At 70.2% G+C, this 15394-nt stretch carries 15 protein-coding genes; 2 read left to right on the plus strand and 13 right to left on the minus strand.

The window, feature by feature from the left end; all coding sequences use genetic code 11:
- Window positions 1–27 precede the first annotated feature (27 nt).
- The 6 genes from ung to sucC all read right to left on the minus strand — a co-directional run bounded on the left by ung (window position 28) and on the right by sucC (window position 5397).
- Window positions 28–741, minus strand: coding sequence for a uracil-DNA glycosylase (gene ung, locus NS334_RS02805; RefSeq protein WP_058754466.1), 714 nt, complete (start codon window positions 739–741; stop codon window positions 28–30).
- A gap of 3 nt (window positions 742–744) precedes the next feature.
- On the minus strand, window positions 745–1392 hold the full coding sequence (locus tag NS334_RS02810) for a peptidylprolyl isomerase (protein WP_058754467.1): 648 nt from the start codon (window positions 1390–1392) through the stop codon (window positions 745–747).
- A gap of 42 nt (window positions 1393–1434) precedes the next feature.
- Window positions 1435–2160: a phytanoyl-CoA dioxygenase family protein gene (locus tag NS334_RS02815; RefSeq protein ID WP_241491785.1), complete on the minus strand. Its 726-nt coding sequence runs from the start codon at window positions 2158–2160 to the stop codon at window positions 1435–1437.
- 60 nt (window positions 2161–2220) lie between these two features.
- The gene (locus NS334_RS02820) at window positions 2221–3150 is read right to left on the minus strand and encodes an electron transfer flavoprotein subunit alpha/FixB family protein (protein ID WP_058754615.1); all 930 of its coding nucleotides are present in this window, start codon (window positions 3148–3150) and stop codon (window positions 2221–2223) included.
- A 117-nt stretch (window positions 3151–3267) separates the two neighbouring features.
- On the minus strand, window positions 3268–4017 hold the full coding sequence (locus tag NS334_RS02825; protein WP_058754468.1) for an electron transfer flavoprotein subunit beta/FixA family protein: 750 nt from the start codon (window positions 4015–4017) through the stop codon (window positions 3268–3270).
- Window positions 4018–4197: 180 nt separating this feature from the next.
- Window positions 4198–5397 (minus strand): ADP-forming succinate--CoA ligase subunit beta, encoded by a 1200-nt coding sequence (gene sucC, locus NS334_RS02830; protein WP_058754469.1) that lies wholly within the window; start codon window positions 5395–5397, stop codon window positions 4198–4200.
- Window positions 5398–5534: 137 nt separating this feature from the next.
- Here sucC and NS334_RS02835 point away from each other — a divergent pair, with 137 nt between their 5' ends.
- Window positions 5535–8255 carry an ATP-dependent DNA helicase gene (locus NS334_RS02835; protein WP_058754470.1) on the plus strand — a complete coding sequence of 907 codons (2721 nt, stop codon included), beginning with the start codon at window positions 5535–5537 and terminating at the stop codon, window positions 8253–8255.
- Between the two features lie 16 nt (window positions 8256–8271).
- The gene (locus tag NS334_RS02840; protein WP_058754471.1) at window positions 8272–8811 is read left to right on the plus strand and encodes a SixA phosphatase family protein; all 540 of its coding nucleotides are present in this window, start codon (window positions 8272–8274) and stop codon (window positions 8809–8811) included.
- A gap of 52 nt (window positions 8812–8863) precedes the next feature.
- Here the strand turns inward: NS334_RS02840 and NS334_RS18530 are convergent, their stop codons facing one another.
- The 7 genes from NS334_RS18530 to NS334_RS02875 form a co-directional block, all read right to left on the minus strand.
- Window positions 8864–9529 (minus strand): GIN domain-containing protein, encoded by a 666-nt coding sequence (locus tag NS334_RS18530; RefSeq protein WP_058754472.1) that lies wholly within the window; start codon window positions 9527–9529, stop codon window positions 8864–8866.
- Complete coding sequence (locus NS334_RS02850; RefSeq protein ID WP_058754473.1) at window positions 9517–10221, minus strand: head GIN domain-containing protein; 705 nt, start codon at window positions 10219–10221, stop codon at window positions 9517–9519. The genes NS334_RS18530 and NS334_RS02850 overlap by 13 nt, the downstream gene beginning before the upstream one ends.
- A 111-nt stretch (window positions 10222–10332) precedes the next feature.
- Window positions 10333–10866 carry a CarD family transcriptional regulator gene (locus NS334_RS02855; protein ID WP_058754474.1) on the minus strand — a complete coding sequence of 178 codons (534 nt, stop codon included), beginning with the start codon at window positions 10864–10866 and terminating at the stop codon, window positions 10333–10335.
- 199 nt (window positions 10867–11065) lie between these two features.
- Window positions 11066–12055 (minus strand): proline iminopeptidase-family hydrolase, encoded by a 990-nt coding sequence (locus NS334_RS02860; RefSeq protein WP_241491786.1) that lies wholly within the window; start codon window positions 12053–12055, stop codon window positions 11066–11068.
- A 2-nt stretch (window positions 12056–12057) separates the two neighbouring features.
- Window positions 12058–12399 (minus strand): ferredoxin FdxA, encoded by a 342-nt coding sequence (gene fdxA / locus NS334_RS02865; protein ID WP_058754475.1) that lies wholly within the window; start codon window positions 12397–12399, stop codon window positions 12058–12060.
- A 67-nt stretch (window positions 12400–12466) separates the two neighbouring features.
- Window positions 12467–12766 (minus strand): RNA-binding S4 domain-containing protein, encoded by a 300-nt coding sequence (locus NS334_RS02870; protein ID WP_241491787.1) that lies wholly within the window; start codon window positions 12764–12766, stop codon window positions 12467–12469.
- Window positions 12763–15243 carry a helicase-related protein gene (locus NS334_RS02875; RefSeq protein ID WP_058754476.1) on the minus strand — a complete coding sequence of 827 codons (2481 nt, stop codon included), beginning with the start codon at window positions 15241–15243 and terminating at the stop codon, window positions 12763–12765. The genes NS334_RS02870 and NS334_RS02875 overlap by 4 nt, the downstream gene beginning before the upstream one ends.
- Window positions 15244–15394 lie beyond the last annotated feature (151 nt).

The following is a 15394-nucleotide window of genomic DNA, read 5'->3' on the forward strand; positions in this document are numbered from 1 at the left end:
GTGGCGTGAACTTTGTGAACTTCCGCGTCAGCCGACCCGTTCGGGCAGCGCCCAGTCGATCGTTCCGCGCCCATGCTCGGCCAGGAAGGCATTGGCCTTGCTGAAATGCCCGGAGCCGAACCAGCCGTTATATGCCGACAGCGGCGACGGGTGCGGCGCCTTGAGCACCAGATGCCGCCCGCCCTTCGCGACGTCCTTGACGAACCCGGCCTTTTTCTGCGCGTAGCTGCCCCAGAGCATGAACACGACCGGCTCGTCCTTTTCCGCCACCCGCCGCACGATCGCGTCGGTGAACCGCTCCCACCCGCGTTCGCGGTGCGAGGCGGCGCGCCCGCTCGCCACCGTCAGCACGCTGTTGAGCAGCAGCACGCCCTGCCGCGCCCAGCTTTCCAGAAAGCCATGCGCCGGCGGCACGATCCCGCAATCGCTCGCCAGTTCCTTATAGATGTTGATCAGGCTTGGCGGCGGCTTCACCCCCGGCTTGACCGAGAAGCACAGCCCATGCGCCTGCCCCGCCCCGTGATACGGGTCCTGCCCCAGGATCACGACCCGCACCTCGGGCAGCGGCGTCAGCTCCAGCGCGCGGAACCAGTCGGCGGACGGCGGGAAGACGGTCGTTCCGCCCTTCTTCTCCGCGACCAGAAAAGCCCGCAGTGCCGCCATATAGTCGCTGTCGAACTCGGTCCGCAGCGCGTCGCGCCACGTCGGGTCCATGCGGATATCGGGGCGCGGATCGGCCATCGCTCAGCCGTCCCGGCGATGTTCGAGCAGCCACGGGCGCGGGCGTCCGGTCGGCGCGGCCTTGCCGTCCAGCCGGATCGCGCGGTCGACGCGGACCGGCTTCAGCAGCAGCGTGCCGTTCATCTGCTGCCCGGTCGGCGCGGCCAGGATGCGGCGGACCACCGCCTGCCCCGCCACGACGCGCCCGAACGCGGCATAGCCCGGGTCGCGCGGACTCCAGTCCATATATGGCGTCGGCCCGACCGTGATGAAGAAATTGCCGTTCGCCGACCCCGGCGGCCCCTTGCGCGCCATGGAGATCGTCATGTCGAGATGCCTGATCCCGGTCTTCTTCGTCGATTCATGCGGGATCATGTCCAGAAACCGCCGCGCATCGGTGCGGATCCCCGACTGGACGAACCCGAATTTGGGCGCCTGCTTGTTGCGCGCCGAGCGGTAGAAGCTCACCCCGTCGAACCGCCCGTCGTCGACATAGCGCAGGAAGTTATCGGTCGTGACCGGCGCGTGGCGGCGGTCCAGCGCCAGCACGATCGGCCCCGCCCCGGTCTCCAGCCGCACCCGCACCCACCCCGGCGTCGCCCGATCGGCGCGCTGCGCGGCGGCAGGGGCGGCAAGGGCGAGCAGAGAAAGCAGCGGAAGGAACAGGCGCATGGCGGCGGATGTACGGGCCGCGATCCGGGATGGCAATTCAGCTCAGATGCCCAGCCATGTCAGCCCGCCGGGCAGATCCCGCGCGGCATAGTCGACCTGCAGCACCCGCCGACGACGCTTGCCGCTCGCCGCGGCCGAGGCATGCAAGATCGGCGTGGCGTAGCTCCATATGTCGCCCGCCGCCGCGAGACAGGTGGCGATGCCGCAGCGCGTCACCGTCTCCGCGACCGCATCCTCCGCGATCCGCCCCAGCAGGTGCGAACCCGCCGCGATCAGCAACGGCGCATTGTCCCCGGGTGTGTCGTCCAGATGGATGCGCAGCGTCACCATCGCTTCGGTGATCTCGAACGGCGGCTCGACATGCTGGATGCCCTGCTTGACCGACCAACGGCCGAAGCCGGGAACGTCGACGCGCTCTCGCACCGCGATCGTGCGGTCCTGATGCCACCCGAGCGACCGGTTGGCGGCCGGGTTCTTGTCGAACAGAACCGCCCGCACCGGTCGCGCGGCCGGGCCGAGACCACGTGCCGCTATCGCCCGGATCGGGCCGGTGGCGAGAAGCGGCGGGAGCGCGGCATGACCGTGAAGCCTGACGCCGGCACGGTCCTGCGGCATGTCATCCGCCAGCGCCCGAAGCGCGCCGAGCAACGGTGCGGCGGCGGCGCGATGATGGGTCGCCCCGTCGCGGGACCAGTCGAGGTCGGGACCGGTACAGCGCGGCGACATGGGTATGAAGCCCTTGATCAGCGGCATCGTCTTCGCGGACACGACGCGGGGACGAGCCCCGCGTCGTCGGGCGCCGCCGCGCCGCCCGCCCGCCGTCCATCGTCAGAGCTTGCTCGTCAGCTCCGGCACCACCGTGAACAGGTCGCCGACCAGCCCGAGGTCCGCGACCTGGAAGATCGGCGCGTCCTCGTCCTTGTTGATCGCGATGATCGTCTTGCTGTCCTTCATCCCCGCCAGATGCTGGATCGCGCCGGATATGCCGACCGCGATATAGACTTCCGGCGCGACGATCTTGCCGGTCTGCCCGACCTGATAATCGTTGGGGACATAGCCGGCGTCGACCGCCGCGCGGCTGGCGCCGACGCCCGCGCCCAGCTTGTCGGCCAGCGGCTCGATCAGTTCGTGGAACTTCTCGCCCGACCCCAGCGCGCGCCCACCCGACACGATGATCTTCGCGCTGGTCAGCTCCGGCCGCGTCGACTCCGCGATCTCCTGATTGACGAAAGTCGCCAGCCCGGTGTCGCCGGTGGCCACCACCGCCTCGACCGTACCCGATCCGCCCTCGGCCGCAGCCTTCTCGAAGGCGGTGCCGCGCACGGTGATGACCTTCTTGGCGTCCGACGTCTGGACCGTCGCGATCGCATTGCCGGCATAGATCGGCCGAGTGAATGTGTCCGGCCCCTCGACCGACAGGATGTCGGAGATCTGCATCACGTCCAGCAGCGCGGCGACGCGCGGCGCGACCGCCTTGCCGGTGGTGGTGGCGGGCACGACGAACGCATCGTGGTGGCCCATCAGCTCGACCACCAGCGGCGCGACATTCTCGGCCAGCTGATGCGCATAGGCCGCGTCATCCGCGACATGCACCTTGCCGACGCCCGCGATCTTCGCCGCCGCCTCGGCCACACCGCCGACGCTGTGTCCCGCGACCAGCAGATGCACCTCACCCAGCTTCGCCGCGGCGGTCACCGCCGACAGCGTCGCGTCCTTGACGGTCGTCCCGTCGTGTTCGACCCAAACCAGAGTCTTCATGTTCATAGCCTTCCTTCGATCCGACGTCCGCTGGCGCCGAGCGGTATCAGGCGCGCGACGGACGTGGGTGCATGGGCTTCGACGCCGCTCAGCCCGAACGGAGCATGGGCGATCGCCCTACTTCGCGATCCCCATCGACTTCAGCTTGTCGACCAGCGCGTCGACATCGGCGACCTTGACGCCGGCCTGCCGCTTGGCGGGCTCGGCAACCTTGACCACCGTCAGGCGCGGGGTGACGTCGACGCCCAGGTCGGCGGCGGTCTTCGTCGCCAGCGGCTTCGACTTCGCCTTCATGATGTTGGGCAGCGAGGCATAGCGCGGCTCGTTGAGGCGCAGGTCCGTGGTGACGATCGCCGGCAGCTTGAACGTGTCCGTCTCCAGCCCGCCATCGATCTCGCGCGTCACGGTGACGCTGTCGCCGCCCAGCTCGACCTTCGACGCGAACGTCCCCTGGCCCCAGCCGAGCAGCCCGGCCAGCATCTGCCCGGTCTGGTTGTTGTCGTCGTCGATCGCCTGCTTGCCGAGGATCACCAGCTGCGGCTGCTCCTCCGCGACGATCTTGGCGAGCAGCTTGGCCACGCCCAGCGGCTCGACCTTCGTCTCGGAGGTGACGAGGATCGCGCGATCGGCGCCCATCGCCAGCGCGGTGCGCAGCGTGTCCTGCGCCTTGGGCTCGCCGATCGAAACGACGACGATCTCGGTAACCGCGCCCTTCTCCTTCAGCCGGATCGCCTCTTCGACCGCGATCTCGTCGAACGGGTTCATGCTCATCTTGACGTTGGCCAGATCGACGCCCGACCCGTCCGCCTTCACGCGGGGCTTCACGTTATAGTCAAGCACGCGCTTGACCGGCACCAAGACCTTCATCGAGGCTCCTTCCGATCCTGTTCTTACCAGACCTTCTTGGGCGCAGACATGGCGGTTCCCCGCCGGTTTCGCAACCCGGGTATGGTGCGCCGCAGCGACGTAGCGTCAGCCGCAACGCAAACGGGCCGGAACGCTTTCGCGCCCGGCCCGCATACCCGAATCATCGATTCGAAAAGACGGTCAGGCGACCTTCTTCACTTCGGCCACGATCTTCTGCGCGGCGTCGCCCAGGTCGTTGGCGGGGACGATGGCGAGGCCCGAGGTCGACAGGATTTCCTTGCCCTTGTCGACGTTCGTACCTTCCAGGCGGACGACCAGCGGCACCGAGAGATTCACTTCCTTCGCCGCGGCGACGATGCCCTCGGCGATGATGTCGCACTTCATGATCCCGCCGAAGATGTTGACGAGGATGCCCTTCACCGCCGGATCGGCCAGGATGATCTTGAACGCCGCCGTCACCTTCTCCTTGCTGGCGCCACCGCCGACGTCGAGGAAGTTGGCGGGGAACATGCCGTTCAGCTTGATGATGTCCATCGTCGCCATGGCAAGACCGGCGCCGTTGACCATACAGCCGATGTCGCCGTCCAGCTTGATGTACGCCAGGTCGTACTTCGACGCTTCCAGCTCGGCGGCATCTTCCTCGGTCTCGTCGCGCAGCTCGGCGAGGTCCTTGTGACGGAACATCGCATTGCCGTCGAAGCCGACCTTGGCGTCCAGCACCATCAGCTTGCCGTCGTCGGTGACGGCGAGCGGGTTGATCTCGATCTGCTCGGCATCGGTGCCCAGGAAGGCGTCGTACAGCTTCGCCGCGACGTTCGCCGCCTGCTTGGCCAGATCGCCGTTCAGCTGCAGCGCGCCCGCGACCGCGCGGCCGTGGTGCGGCTGGAAGCCGGTCGCCGGATCGACGTCGATCGAGTGGATCTTCTCGGGCGTGTCGTGCGCGACCGTCTCGATGTCCATGCCGCCCTCGGTCGAGGCGACGAACGAGATGCGGCCCGACGCGCGATTGACGAGCACGGCGAGGTAGAATTCCTTGGCGATGTCGACGCCGTCGGTCACGTACAGGCGGTTGACCTGCTTGCCCGCCTCGCCGGTCTGGATCGTCACCAGCGTGTTGCCCAGCATCTCGGTCGCGGCGTGGCGCACCTCGTCCTCGGTCCTGGCCAGGCGGACGCCGCCCTTGCTGCCCTCGGGAAGCTCCTTGAACTTGCCCTTGCCGCGGCCGCCGGCGTGGATCTGCGCCTTGACGACGTACAGCGGCCCGGGCAGCTTCTTCGACACCTCGACCGCCTCTTCCACGCTCATCGCGGCATAGCCGGCCGGCACGGGGACGCCGAATTTCGCGAGCAGTTCCTTGGCCTGATATTCGTGGATGTTCACGGGGCTCTCCCAGGTGCAGCGATAAAATCGCGGCAGCCTAAAGCACAGCATGGCGGGCGAATCCACCCTTTATCGTCCCGCAGTTGCGATGCAATTGCAATAGAGGGTATTGGTTGCTCTTTCGTTCCGGCTGGGTCATGCCGGATCCCGTGACGTCGCTCCCGCATCCCGCGCTTCATGCCAGCCATTCCGGCATCTGGGTCGCACACCAAGGGGAGACGCGCGCCGTATCGCGCGGAGAGGCGATCCGGCTGGCTGCGGACACCCCGGTGATCCTGCTCAACGCGCCGCTGGTGGGGCAGCGGCTGGGCTATGCCGACCTGTCGGGGCTGGACGTGCTGGAACTGTTCGCCTTCCTCCATCCGGCCCGCTTCATGGTGCCGACGCCGAAGGGGGTGGCGGATGCCGCCGGGCTCGCCGCACCGGCGTGCGACGACGAGGTCGCCGCCTTCCTGCGCGACGCCGCCGAACGGATGCTGGCGGTGACGCAAGGCGACTGGCCGGAGCGCGAAGGGGCCTGGACGGCGGCGCAGTCGCTGACCCGCGCGCGCTGGGCATGGGCGCCGGTCGTCGCCCCGCGCATCGGCAAGCCGCAGCAGAACGAGCGCTGGCTCTTCTCGCGCCTCCCCGAATGGGAGGAAACCGCCCCCCGCCCCGCCCCGCGAAGCGTCGCGCTCGACGATCGCGCGGTGCTCGACCGGCTCGATCGCCTTACTGGGCAGGGGGCGGAGGCGCGCGCCGGGCAACGTGCCTATGCCGCCGCCGCCAGCGCCGCCTTCGCCCCGCGCGTCGCGCGGGAAACGCCCAATCTGGTACTGGCGGAGGCGGGGACCGGGATCGGCAAGACGCTCGGCTATCTCGCCCCCGCCAGCCTCTGGGCCGAACAGGCGGGTGGCGCGGTATGGGTGTCGACCTATACCAAGGCGCTGCAACGCCAGCTGGGGCATGAGACGCGCCGGCTCCACCCCGATCGCGCGCTGCGCAAGGCGAAGGTGGTGACGCGCAAGGGGCGCGAGAACTACCTCTGCCTGCTCAATCTGGAGGATGCGTTGCAGGGCGGATTCGCCGGGCGTGCGGCGATCCTCGCGCATCTGGTTGCGCGCTGGGCGGCCTATACCGACGATGGCGATATGGTCGGCGGCGACCTGCCCGGCTGGCTGGTGGCGCTGTTCCGCCGCAACGGCTCGGCGGCGCTGACCGACCGGCGCGGCGAATGCGTCTATGCCGGCTGCCCGCACTATCGGAAATGCTTCATCGAGCGCGCGGCGCGCGCGTCGGCGGAGGCCGATCTGGTCATCGCCAACCATGCTTTGGTGATGGTCAATGCCGCGCGGGGTCGCGAACTCGCGACCCGTCCGACCCGCTACGTCTTCGACGAGGGGCACCATCTGTTCGACGCCGCCGATGCGATGTTCGGCACCGCGCTGACCGGCAGCGAGACGATCGAGCTGCGCCGCTGGATCGTCGGGCCGGAAGGGACGTCGCGCGGGCGGCGGCGGGGCCTGCAGGCGCGGCTGTCGGACGTCGCCAGCTATGACGAACAGGGCGGGCGGGCGGTCGCCGATATCGTGACGGCGGCGCAGGCGCTCGCCTCCGACGGCTGGCTGGCGCGCGTCGCCGAGGGGCAGCCGTTCGGCGCGATCGAGGCATTGCTGGGCGCGGTGCGCGGCCTCGCCTATGCCCGCGCCGAGGAACAGGGGGCGGACGCCGGCTACGGGCTGGAAACCGAACTGGCCGAGCCGTCGCCCGAATTGATCGAGGCCGCCGCCCCCGCCGCACACGCACTCGACGCGCTGGTCCGCCCGATGGTGGCGCTCGGCAAGCGGCTGGAGGCGGTGCTGGCGGAGGGGCCGGACTGGCTCGACGGCCCGGCCCGCGCGCGGGTCGAGGGCGCGATCGCGTCGCTCGGCTGGCGGGCGGAAACGGTGGCGGCGTGGCTGGCGCTGCTCGCCCGCGTCGGGGGCCCGGCCGACCCGCGCTTCGTCGACTGGCTGGCGGTCGATCGCGTCGAGGGGCGCGAATATGACATCGGCCTCCATCGCCGCTGGCTCGACCCGACGCTGCCGTTTGCGGAGACGGTGCTGAAGGGCGCACACGGCGCGCTCGTCACCTCCGCGACGCTGACCGCCGGGGGCGACTGGGACACTGCCGAGGCGCGGATCGGCGCACCGCACCTGCCGCGCGCACCGGGCCGCTTCCAGGTCGAAAGCCCGTTCGACTATGCCGGCCGTGCCGAGGTGGTGATCGTCACCGACGTGAAGCGCGGCGACATCCCCGCGCTCGCCAATGCCTATGCCCGGCTGGTCGAGGCGAGCGCGGGCGGCGCGCTCGGCCTGTTCACGGCAATTCGCCGATTGCGCGCGGTCCATGCGCGGGTCGCCGACCGGCTGGCGCGCGCCGGCCTGCCGCTCCACGCGCAGCATGTCGATCCGGTCGACACCGGCACGCTGGTCGACATCTTCCGCGACGATTCCCACGCCAGCCTGTTCGGCACCGATGCGCTGCGCGACGGGGTCGACGTGCCCGGCCATTCGCTGCGGCTGGTGGTGATGGAGGGCGTGCCGTGGCCCAAGCCGACCGTGCTGCATGCCGCGCGACGACTGGCGGGGGGCGGCAGCGCCTATGACGACCGCATCGTTCGCGCGCGGCTGGCGCAGGCGTTCGGGCGGCTGATCCGGCGCGAAAGCGATACCGGGCTGTTCGTCCTGTTGTCCGCCGCGATGCCGTCGCGGCTGCTCGACGCCTTTCCGCCCGGCGTACCGATCGCCCGCGTACCGCTCGACGAGGCGGTCGAAAGAGTGCGGCGGCGGCTTTCCTCGGGCACCAACATCGGGCATGACGCGCCCCTCGACGCCTGACGGAGATGTTCGCCCCGTGAAGACGCTGACGCTGCTGCGCCATGCCAAGTCGGGCTGGGACGATCCGGTGGCGCGCGATTTCGATCGGCCGCTGAATCCCAAGGGGCGCCGTGCGGCGCTGGCGATGGGGCGGCACCTGCGCGATCTGGGACTCGGCTTCGACCGCGTGCTCGCCTCGCCGGCCGTCCGCGTCACCGAAACGGTCGCGGAGGTCGAGAAGGGGCTGGGCCGCGCCCTGTCTCCCGCATGGGACCGGCGGCTCTACCTCGCCTCGGCGGCGACGCTGCTGGACGCGGTGCACGAGGCGTCGCCCGACGCGGCGTCGCTGCTGCTGGTCGGCCACAATCCGGGGCTCGAGGAACTGGCGATGCTGCTGGTGCCCGACACCGCCGGCGGGCTGCGCGACGCGGTCGAGGAGAAATACCCGACCGCCACGCTCGCCGAGATCACCTTCGAGATCGACGACTGGTCCGCCGTCGCGGCAGGACAGGGAGTGCTGACCCGCTTCGTGCGCCCGCGCGACGTGGATCCGGCACTCGGACCGGACGCCAGCTGATCCCCGGATCCTCTGCCCGCCGGCCGGCTCGCCCTGGAGCCGAAATCTCCGGCTATCGCTCGCCGCAGCGCACGACGGCGGTCTTCGGCGCCCGCACCGTACATCGCGCCCGTCCCGCCACCGCGACCTGCGCGTCCGGCCCCGCCGTCACCTGCGCACTGTCCCGCGCGGCGGCACGAACGATGATGTCCCCCGCCGCCTGAACCGCCAGCCGATCCGTGGCGACCCGCGCCAGGTCGATCGTCCCCGGCCCCTGCCCCGTCACCCGCGCGTCGCGCGCACTGCCGCCGGCCGCCGCGATCTCCCCCTCGCCGACCAGCGCCACCGACAGGGTGTCCGCCTCGATCCGGCCGACCGAGAGCGTTCCCGCCCCGACCATCGACGCCGTGACGCGGCTGCCGCGCATCGCGTCCACCGCCACCGTCGCCGCCGAGGTCACCGCCACCGAATCGACGCGCGGCGTCCTGATCACCACCTCGCCTGCCACCACCTGCCGCGCGCGGAGCGTCAGGGTCGTGCCATCGACTCGCACGTCGATCGCCTCCAGCGCAGCGCGATCCGCCGCCGTCGCGCTGACGCCGGTCCCGCCGCCGGTCACGATCCGCACCGCGACCGGCGCCTCCACCCGCACGCGCTCGATGCTGCCGACCGGCCAGCGCCGCTCCGCCGCCTCGCCCGGCGCGGCGAGCGATGCGAGAAGCGCGATCAGCCCCCGCACCGCACACGACCCGATCCCATCTTGCGCACCGTGCAGCGCGCCGCTGCGCCCAGGTCGACATCGCCCGACCCCACCGAGGTCACGCTGGCCGCACCGCGCACGATCGCGCGCACGCTGCCCGATCCGACCACCTTCACGCTCGCCGCGCCCGCCACCAGCGCGGTGCCGCTCAGGTCGCCCGACCCGGCGAGTTCCACCGCCAATCGCTGCGTCGTGCCGCGCGCGACGACAGTGCCGGATCCCGCGACCGCCACCGACAGAGTCCGCGTCGACAACTGCGCCAGCGTCAAATTCCCCGACCCCGCCACGCGCGCCGACAGGTCGCCGCCCGCGACCCGATCGACCGTCATGTTGCCCGACCCACCGACCCCCACCCCGGTCAGCACGGGCACGGTCACGACGATCCGCACCTTGCCCGGCCGGCCGCTCCACCGCCGCGACACCTGCAACTCGCTGCCCCGACGTCGGACCTGCAATGCGTCGAGGATCTGCGGATCGCCCTCGGCGCGCATCGCATAGCCGCCGCCGACCCGCACCTCGATATCGTCGCTGCCGCCCAGATCGACCGACGACACGTCGCGCACGTCGAAGGTGCGTACATTGCCGCTGCCGCGCGCGGCGATATCCTCGGCATGGGCGATCGTGCCGCACGCCGCGAGCGGCAAGAGGGCGAGGCAGGTGATCCGGCGCATATGATCCTCCCAACGGGTGTGTTGCAAGGGCAATACGCCGGCCGTCCGCAAAAGAAAAGGGCGACCATCGCTGGCCGCCCCTTTCCCGCACGCAAGGAGTCGTATGCCGCGTCAGGCGGGCACCTTATCCTTGTTGTAGATCGCCGCGGCCTTGCGGAGGATCTCGAGGATCTTCTCCTGCGCCGCCGGCTCGTCGATCTGCTCCATCGCGGCCAGCTCGCGCGCCAGGCGGCTGCACGCGCCCTCGAAGATCTGCCGCTCGGAATAGCTCTGCTCGGGCTGGTCGTCGGCGCGAAACAGGTCGCGGACCACCTCGGCGATCGACGCCAGGTCGCCCGAGTTGATCTTCGCCTCATATTCCTGCGCGCGGCGCGACCACATGGTGCGCTTGACCTTCGGCTTGCCCTTCAGCGTCTCCATCGCCTCGCGCATCGTCTTATCCGACGACAGCTTGCGCATCCCCACCGATTCGGCCTTGTTGGTCGGCACGCGGAGCGTCATCCGCTCCTTCTCGAAGCGCAGGACATACAGCTCGAGCTGCATCCCGGCGATTTCCTGTTTCTGCAACTCGATGACACGGCCCACACCGTGCTTGGGATAGACGACATAATCACCGACATCGAAATGCAGAGCCTTGGCAGCCATAAGTGGCCTTTCCAATGTTGTGGCCCCCAACGGGCACGACCCGTGTCGCGAGCGACGCGATCCGACAGTCGGGAAGGGGCGATAAGGTTGGACGTCTCCGGCGGACGCGAAAGAAGCGCCCGTGCCGGACGTATATAAACGCTTTGCAACAAAATTTCCAGCCTATTTAGGGCAGCCACGCTGCCTTGGCGGAACTTTCTTACAACCCGATCGTGTCATGTCGGCGCAGCCAGCCGCGCAGCACGCCGATCGTCTCGACCGGACGATCACTCAGCGTCCCATGTGCCGCCCCCGGAATCACCGCCACCTCCGCCCCGCCGGGCACGCGGCGGGCGAACTCCAGCGCGGTGACGGGACGCGCCTCATCATATTGGCCGACCATGAACAATGTGCGCCGCGCGTCCAGCTTCGCCAGCAACGGCGTGCCGTCATAGTCCCGCAAGCTGCCCGTCGAAACGAACTCACTCCTGCCCCACATCGTCTCGTACAGCCGCTTGTTGAAGCCGCGATTGCCCTCCGCCCGCGCGGCCGCCCGCATCGCGACCGGCGCCTCCTCACGACGGTTGAAATGGCGATAGAAGACCTCGGTCGCCGCATCACACACTGTCGCCGCCGGGGGCGCGGTGCCCTCGCATGCCACCAACGTGTCACGCGCGGACTGAGGCAACGTCGCGCGCAGCGCATCGGCATCGGCCAACCACGCCTTCGTCGCGATCAGCGGCCCGCCCAGCACGACGCTCGCCAGCGCCGCCGGCTGGCGCGCGGCATATTCCAAGGCGATCGTCCCGCCCCAGCTGATCCCGCAGACATGCCAGCGCTCGACGCCCAATCCGCGCCGCACCGCCTCCAGCTCGTCGACGAACCGCGCCACGCGCCAGTTGGCGGGGTCCTGCGGCCAGTCGGATCGTCCGCTGTCGAGCTGATCGTAGAGGATCACCGCGCGCTCGTCGGCCAGCGCCAGCGCGTCGAGCATCGAGGTGTGCGTGCCGCCCGGCCCGCCGTGGATCATCACCAGCGGCGCGCGCGGCCCCTTCAGATCACCATTGGCACGCACATAGACGCGACCGCCCGGCACCGGCAGCATCGCCTCGCGCGCGGGCGGCGGATAGGTCACATCGCGTGCGAACGACCCGCGTGCGAAAAGTCCCGCCGCGCCCGCGATCAACAACGCGCGGCGCGACAGCGCCACGATCAGTCGCCCTTGCCGGGCTCGGGCGAGAAGAACTTGTCGTACTTGCCCTCGACGCCCTTCATTTCGTCGGCGTCGGGCGGGGTCTGGTCCAGCTTGCGCGTGACGTTGGGCCATTGCGCGGAGAAGGTGTTGTTCAGCTCCAGCCACTGTTCCAGCCCGCTTTCGGTATCGGGCAGGATCGCCTCCGCCGGGCATTCCGGTTCGCAGACGCCGCAGTCGATGCACTCCGACGGGTTGATGACGAGCATGTTCTCGCCCTCGTAGAAGCAGTCGACCGGACAGACTTCCACGCAGTCCATATACTTGCAGCGGATGCAGGCGTCGGTGACGACATAGGTCATGGGTCGGCTATTCCTTACTTCTTGCGCGTCGCTTTCGCGCCGCTTGTCCGGCGCGTCAACGCCTCTGTCATGGATGCGAGCCAATCTCAGCTTGGGAGAGTGCCAGTTCCTGATAGCAGGCCAGCGCCTCCGAGGCCGGGCCGCGCCGCAGCGGCAGCGCCTCGACGCGGAGCACGCGCACCCGCCCGCCGTGGAAGAAGGTCAGGATGTTGCCGATCCGCACCGGCGCATGGGCGCGGTCGATCGGGCGTCCGTCGATCCGCAGATGCCCGTCGCACGCCATCGCCTGCGCGACGTCGCGTGTCCTGGCCAGCCGCGCGAACCACAGGAAGCGGTCGAGCCGCATCGTCGCGTCGCCGGACGTCATCGCCCCATCAACCCGGCGAGCGCGGCGAAGGCATTGGCCGGGTCCGGCGCGACCGGCTTCGCGCGCGCCCGCCCGCGCCAGACGTACTGCGCCGCGCCGCCGTCGATCGCCACCGGGCGGAAGCCCAGCTCGGCCATCAACCGCGCCAGCGTCCCCGGCTCCAGCCCGATCGACACCGCCAGCGCCGGATCGGGCGCGAACGGCGCACGGCCCTTTTGGGCGCGCGCATCATGCGCCGCGCGCGCGACGCGCTCGACCAGATCGAGCCGCACCGCCTGCGCCCCGAACGCGCGAAATCCCATCAGCGGCACCGCGCCGGCCGCGCCGCGCGACAGCACCGTCGCACCGGCGCGCGGCGCGGGCGGCGGCGGCGTGCCGTTCGCCGCCAGCAATGCCCGCCGCCACTGTTGCGCAGCAGGCTTCAGCAACCGCGCGTCGAACAGGTCGAGCGCGCCGATCGTCACGCGCCGCTGCCGCAACCACTGGCGCTGCCCTGCCGACAGCGCCTCGATCGCCTCGCGCAGCGGCAGGCGCTCGGCGACGCCCGCCCCCGCCTCCATCGCCGCGGCAATGCTGCGCAACGCCGGGCCGGCCTCCGCCGCGCGACTCGCCTCCGACAGCGCCGCGACGGCGGGCAGCACGCGTGCGATCGCCTCGCCCACCCAGCGCCGCAACCGTTCGACGATCCGCGCGCGCACGCCCGCGTCGAGACAGTCGAGCGCCGCGTCCAGCACCACCTGCGGCCGCGCCAGCGACGTGCCGCGCGCCAGCCGCGCCACCGCCAGCCCGTCGACCAGGATCGCGCCCTCCTCGCCCAGCGCGATCTGCGCATCGTCGCTCGCGATCACCGCCTCGGCACGGCGCCGCCGTTCGCCGACCAGCCGTTTCTCGGCGGTGGCCAGCAACAGCCGCTTGTCGCTGGCGCGCGCATCGGGGGCGACCACGAAGCGGAATCCCTCCAGCCGCCCGATCGCATGGGTGTCGATCGTCACCTCGCCCTGCTGGTCGATCTCGACCGGCAGCGCGCCGACCCCACCGCCGATCTTCCTGGCCAGCGCGGTCGTGCGCTTGTCGACGAACCGCTGCGTCAGGCTGGCGTGCAGCGCGTCCGACAGCCGCTCCTCGATCTCCAGCGTGCGTGCCGCCCAGGTCGCCGGATCGGCCAGCCAGTCGGGGCGCTGCGCGATATACGCCCAGGTGCGGATCGCGGCGATCCGTCCGGCGATGGTCTCGACATCGCCCTCGGTCCGATCCAGCCGCGCCACCTCGTCCGCGAACCACTGGTGCGGGATGAATCCTTGCGCCAGATAGCCGAACACGCGCCCGACGAAACGCGCATGCGGATCGATCCCCAGCTTGGCGAAATCCGGGATGCCGCATGCCGCCCACAATCGCGCGACATTGCCCCGCGCCCGGTCGCGCACCCCGGCTTCCTCCGCCAGTCGCTTCAGCACCTTCAGGTCGAGCGCCTCGGGCGCGGCACGCAGCGCGATATCGTCGGGGCGCTCCGACAGGCTGGCGATCAGCGCGTCGACGCCCGACAGGTCGGGCGTGCCGTTGCGCCAGTACAGCCAGTCGAGCTTCGGGAAGCGATGCCCCTCGATCGCCGCGACCTCCTCGGGCTCGAACGCGTCCGGCCCTTCCTCGGTCAGCGCGCCGAACGTCCCGTCGCGCTGGTGCCGCCCGGCGCGCCCGGCGATCTGCGCCATCTCCGCGACGCGCAGGCGGCGCCGCTGCTGGCCGTCGAACTTATGCAGCCCGGCAAAGGCGACATGCCCGACATCGAGGTTCAGCCCCATGCCGATCGCGTCCGTGGCGACCAGATAATCGACCTCACCCGCCTGGAACATCGCGACCTGCGCGTTGCGGGTGCGCGGGGACAGCGCCCCCATCACCACCGCCGCCCCGCCGCGCAGGCGCCGCAGCATCTCGGCGGTCGCATAGACCTCCTCCGCCGAGAAGGCGACGATCGCGGACCGGCGCGGCAGTCGCGACAGCTTCTTCGCGCCGGCATAGCTGAGCGTAGAGAAGCGCGGCCGCTCGACGATCTCGATACCCGGCACCAGCGCGCGCAGCACCGGCCGCAGCGAATCGGAGCCGAGGATCATCGTCTCCTCCCGTCCCCGCGCGCGCAGGATGCGGTCGGTGAAGACATGCCCGCGCTCGCGGTCGCTGCCCAGTTGCGCCTCGTCCAGCGCGACGAACGCGACGTCGCGCTGGAGCGGCATGCTCTCGGCGGTGCACAGGAACCAGCGCGCGTCCTTCGGCACGATCCGTTCCTCGCCGGTGATCAGCGCGACGCGGTCCGCACCCTTGATCGCCACCACCCGGTCATACACCTCGCGCGCCAGCAAACGCAGCGGAAAGCCGATCATTCCACTGGAATGCGCGCACATCCGCTCGATCGCGAGATGCGTCTTGCCGGTGTTGGTCGGACCCAGCACGGCGGTCACGCGGGGTCGGTCGAAAGCCACCATGACCCATCCTACATCGTGTCGCGCGCGTGTCGATGCAATCGCCGCACATCAACGATCGCCGCTCCGCCGCGCGTGTCGAACGCCCCGCCGCACGTGGATCGGCCAGGCCACGCGGTTGATTTGACTTTAACGAATCGCGTCCACAACGCTG

The organism is Sphingomonas endophytica (genome assembly GCF_001476895.1).
Lineage (GTDB): Bacteria > Pseudomonadota > Alphaproteobacteria > Sphingomonadales > Sphingomonadaceae > Sphingomonas > Sphingomonas endophytica_A.

Excerpts from the sequence above, each read along its gene's own strand:
- ung (WP_058754466.1), bottom strand. The coding sequence starts at position 741 with ATGGCCGATCCGCGCCCCGATATCCGCATGGACCCGACGTGGCGCGAC.
- NS334_RS02810 (WP_058754467.1), bottom strand. The coding sequence starts at position 1,392 with ATGCGCCTGTTCCTTCCGCTGCTTTCTCTGCTCGCCCTTGCCGCCCCT.
- NS334_RS02820 (WP_058754615.1), bottom strand. The coding sequence starts at position 3,150 with ATGAAGACTCTGGTTTGGGTCGAACACGACGGGACGACCGTCAAGGAC.
- NS334_RS02825 (WP_058754468.1), bottom strand. The coding sequence starts at position 4,017 with ATGAAGGTCTTGGTGCCGGTCAAGCGCGTGCTTGACTATAACGTGAAG.
- NS334_RS02835 (WP_058754470.1), top strand. The coding sequence starts at position 5,535 with ATGCCGGATCCCGTGACGTCGCTCCCGCATCCCGCGCTTCATGCCAGC.
- NS334_RS02850 (WP_058754473.1), bottom strand. The coding sequence starts at position 10,221 with ATGCGCCGGATCACCTGCCTCGCCCTCTTGCCGCTCGCGGCGTGCGGC.
- NS334_RS02855 (WP_058754474.1), bottom strand. The coding sequence starts at position 10,866 with ATGGCTGCCAAGGCTCTGCATTTCGATGTCGGTGATTATGTCGTCTAT.
- fdxA (WP_058754475.1), bottom strand. The coding sequence starts at position 12,399 with ATGACCTATGTCGTCACCGACGCCTGCATCCGCTGCAAGTATATGGAC.
- NS334_RS02870 (WP_241491787.1), bottom strand. The coding sequence starts at position 12,766 with ATGACGTCCGGCGACGCGACGATGCGGCTCGACCGCTTCCTGTGGTTC.
- NS334_RS02875 (WP_058754476.1), bottom strand. The coding sequence starts at position 15,243 with ATGGTGGCTTTCGACCGACCCCGCGTGACCGCCGTGCTGGGTCCGACC.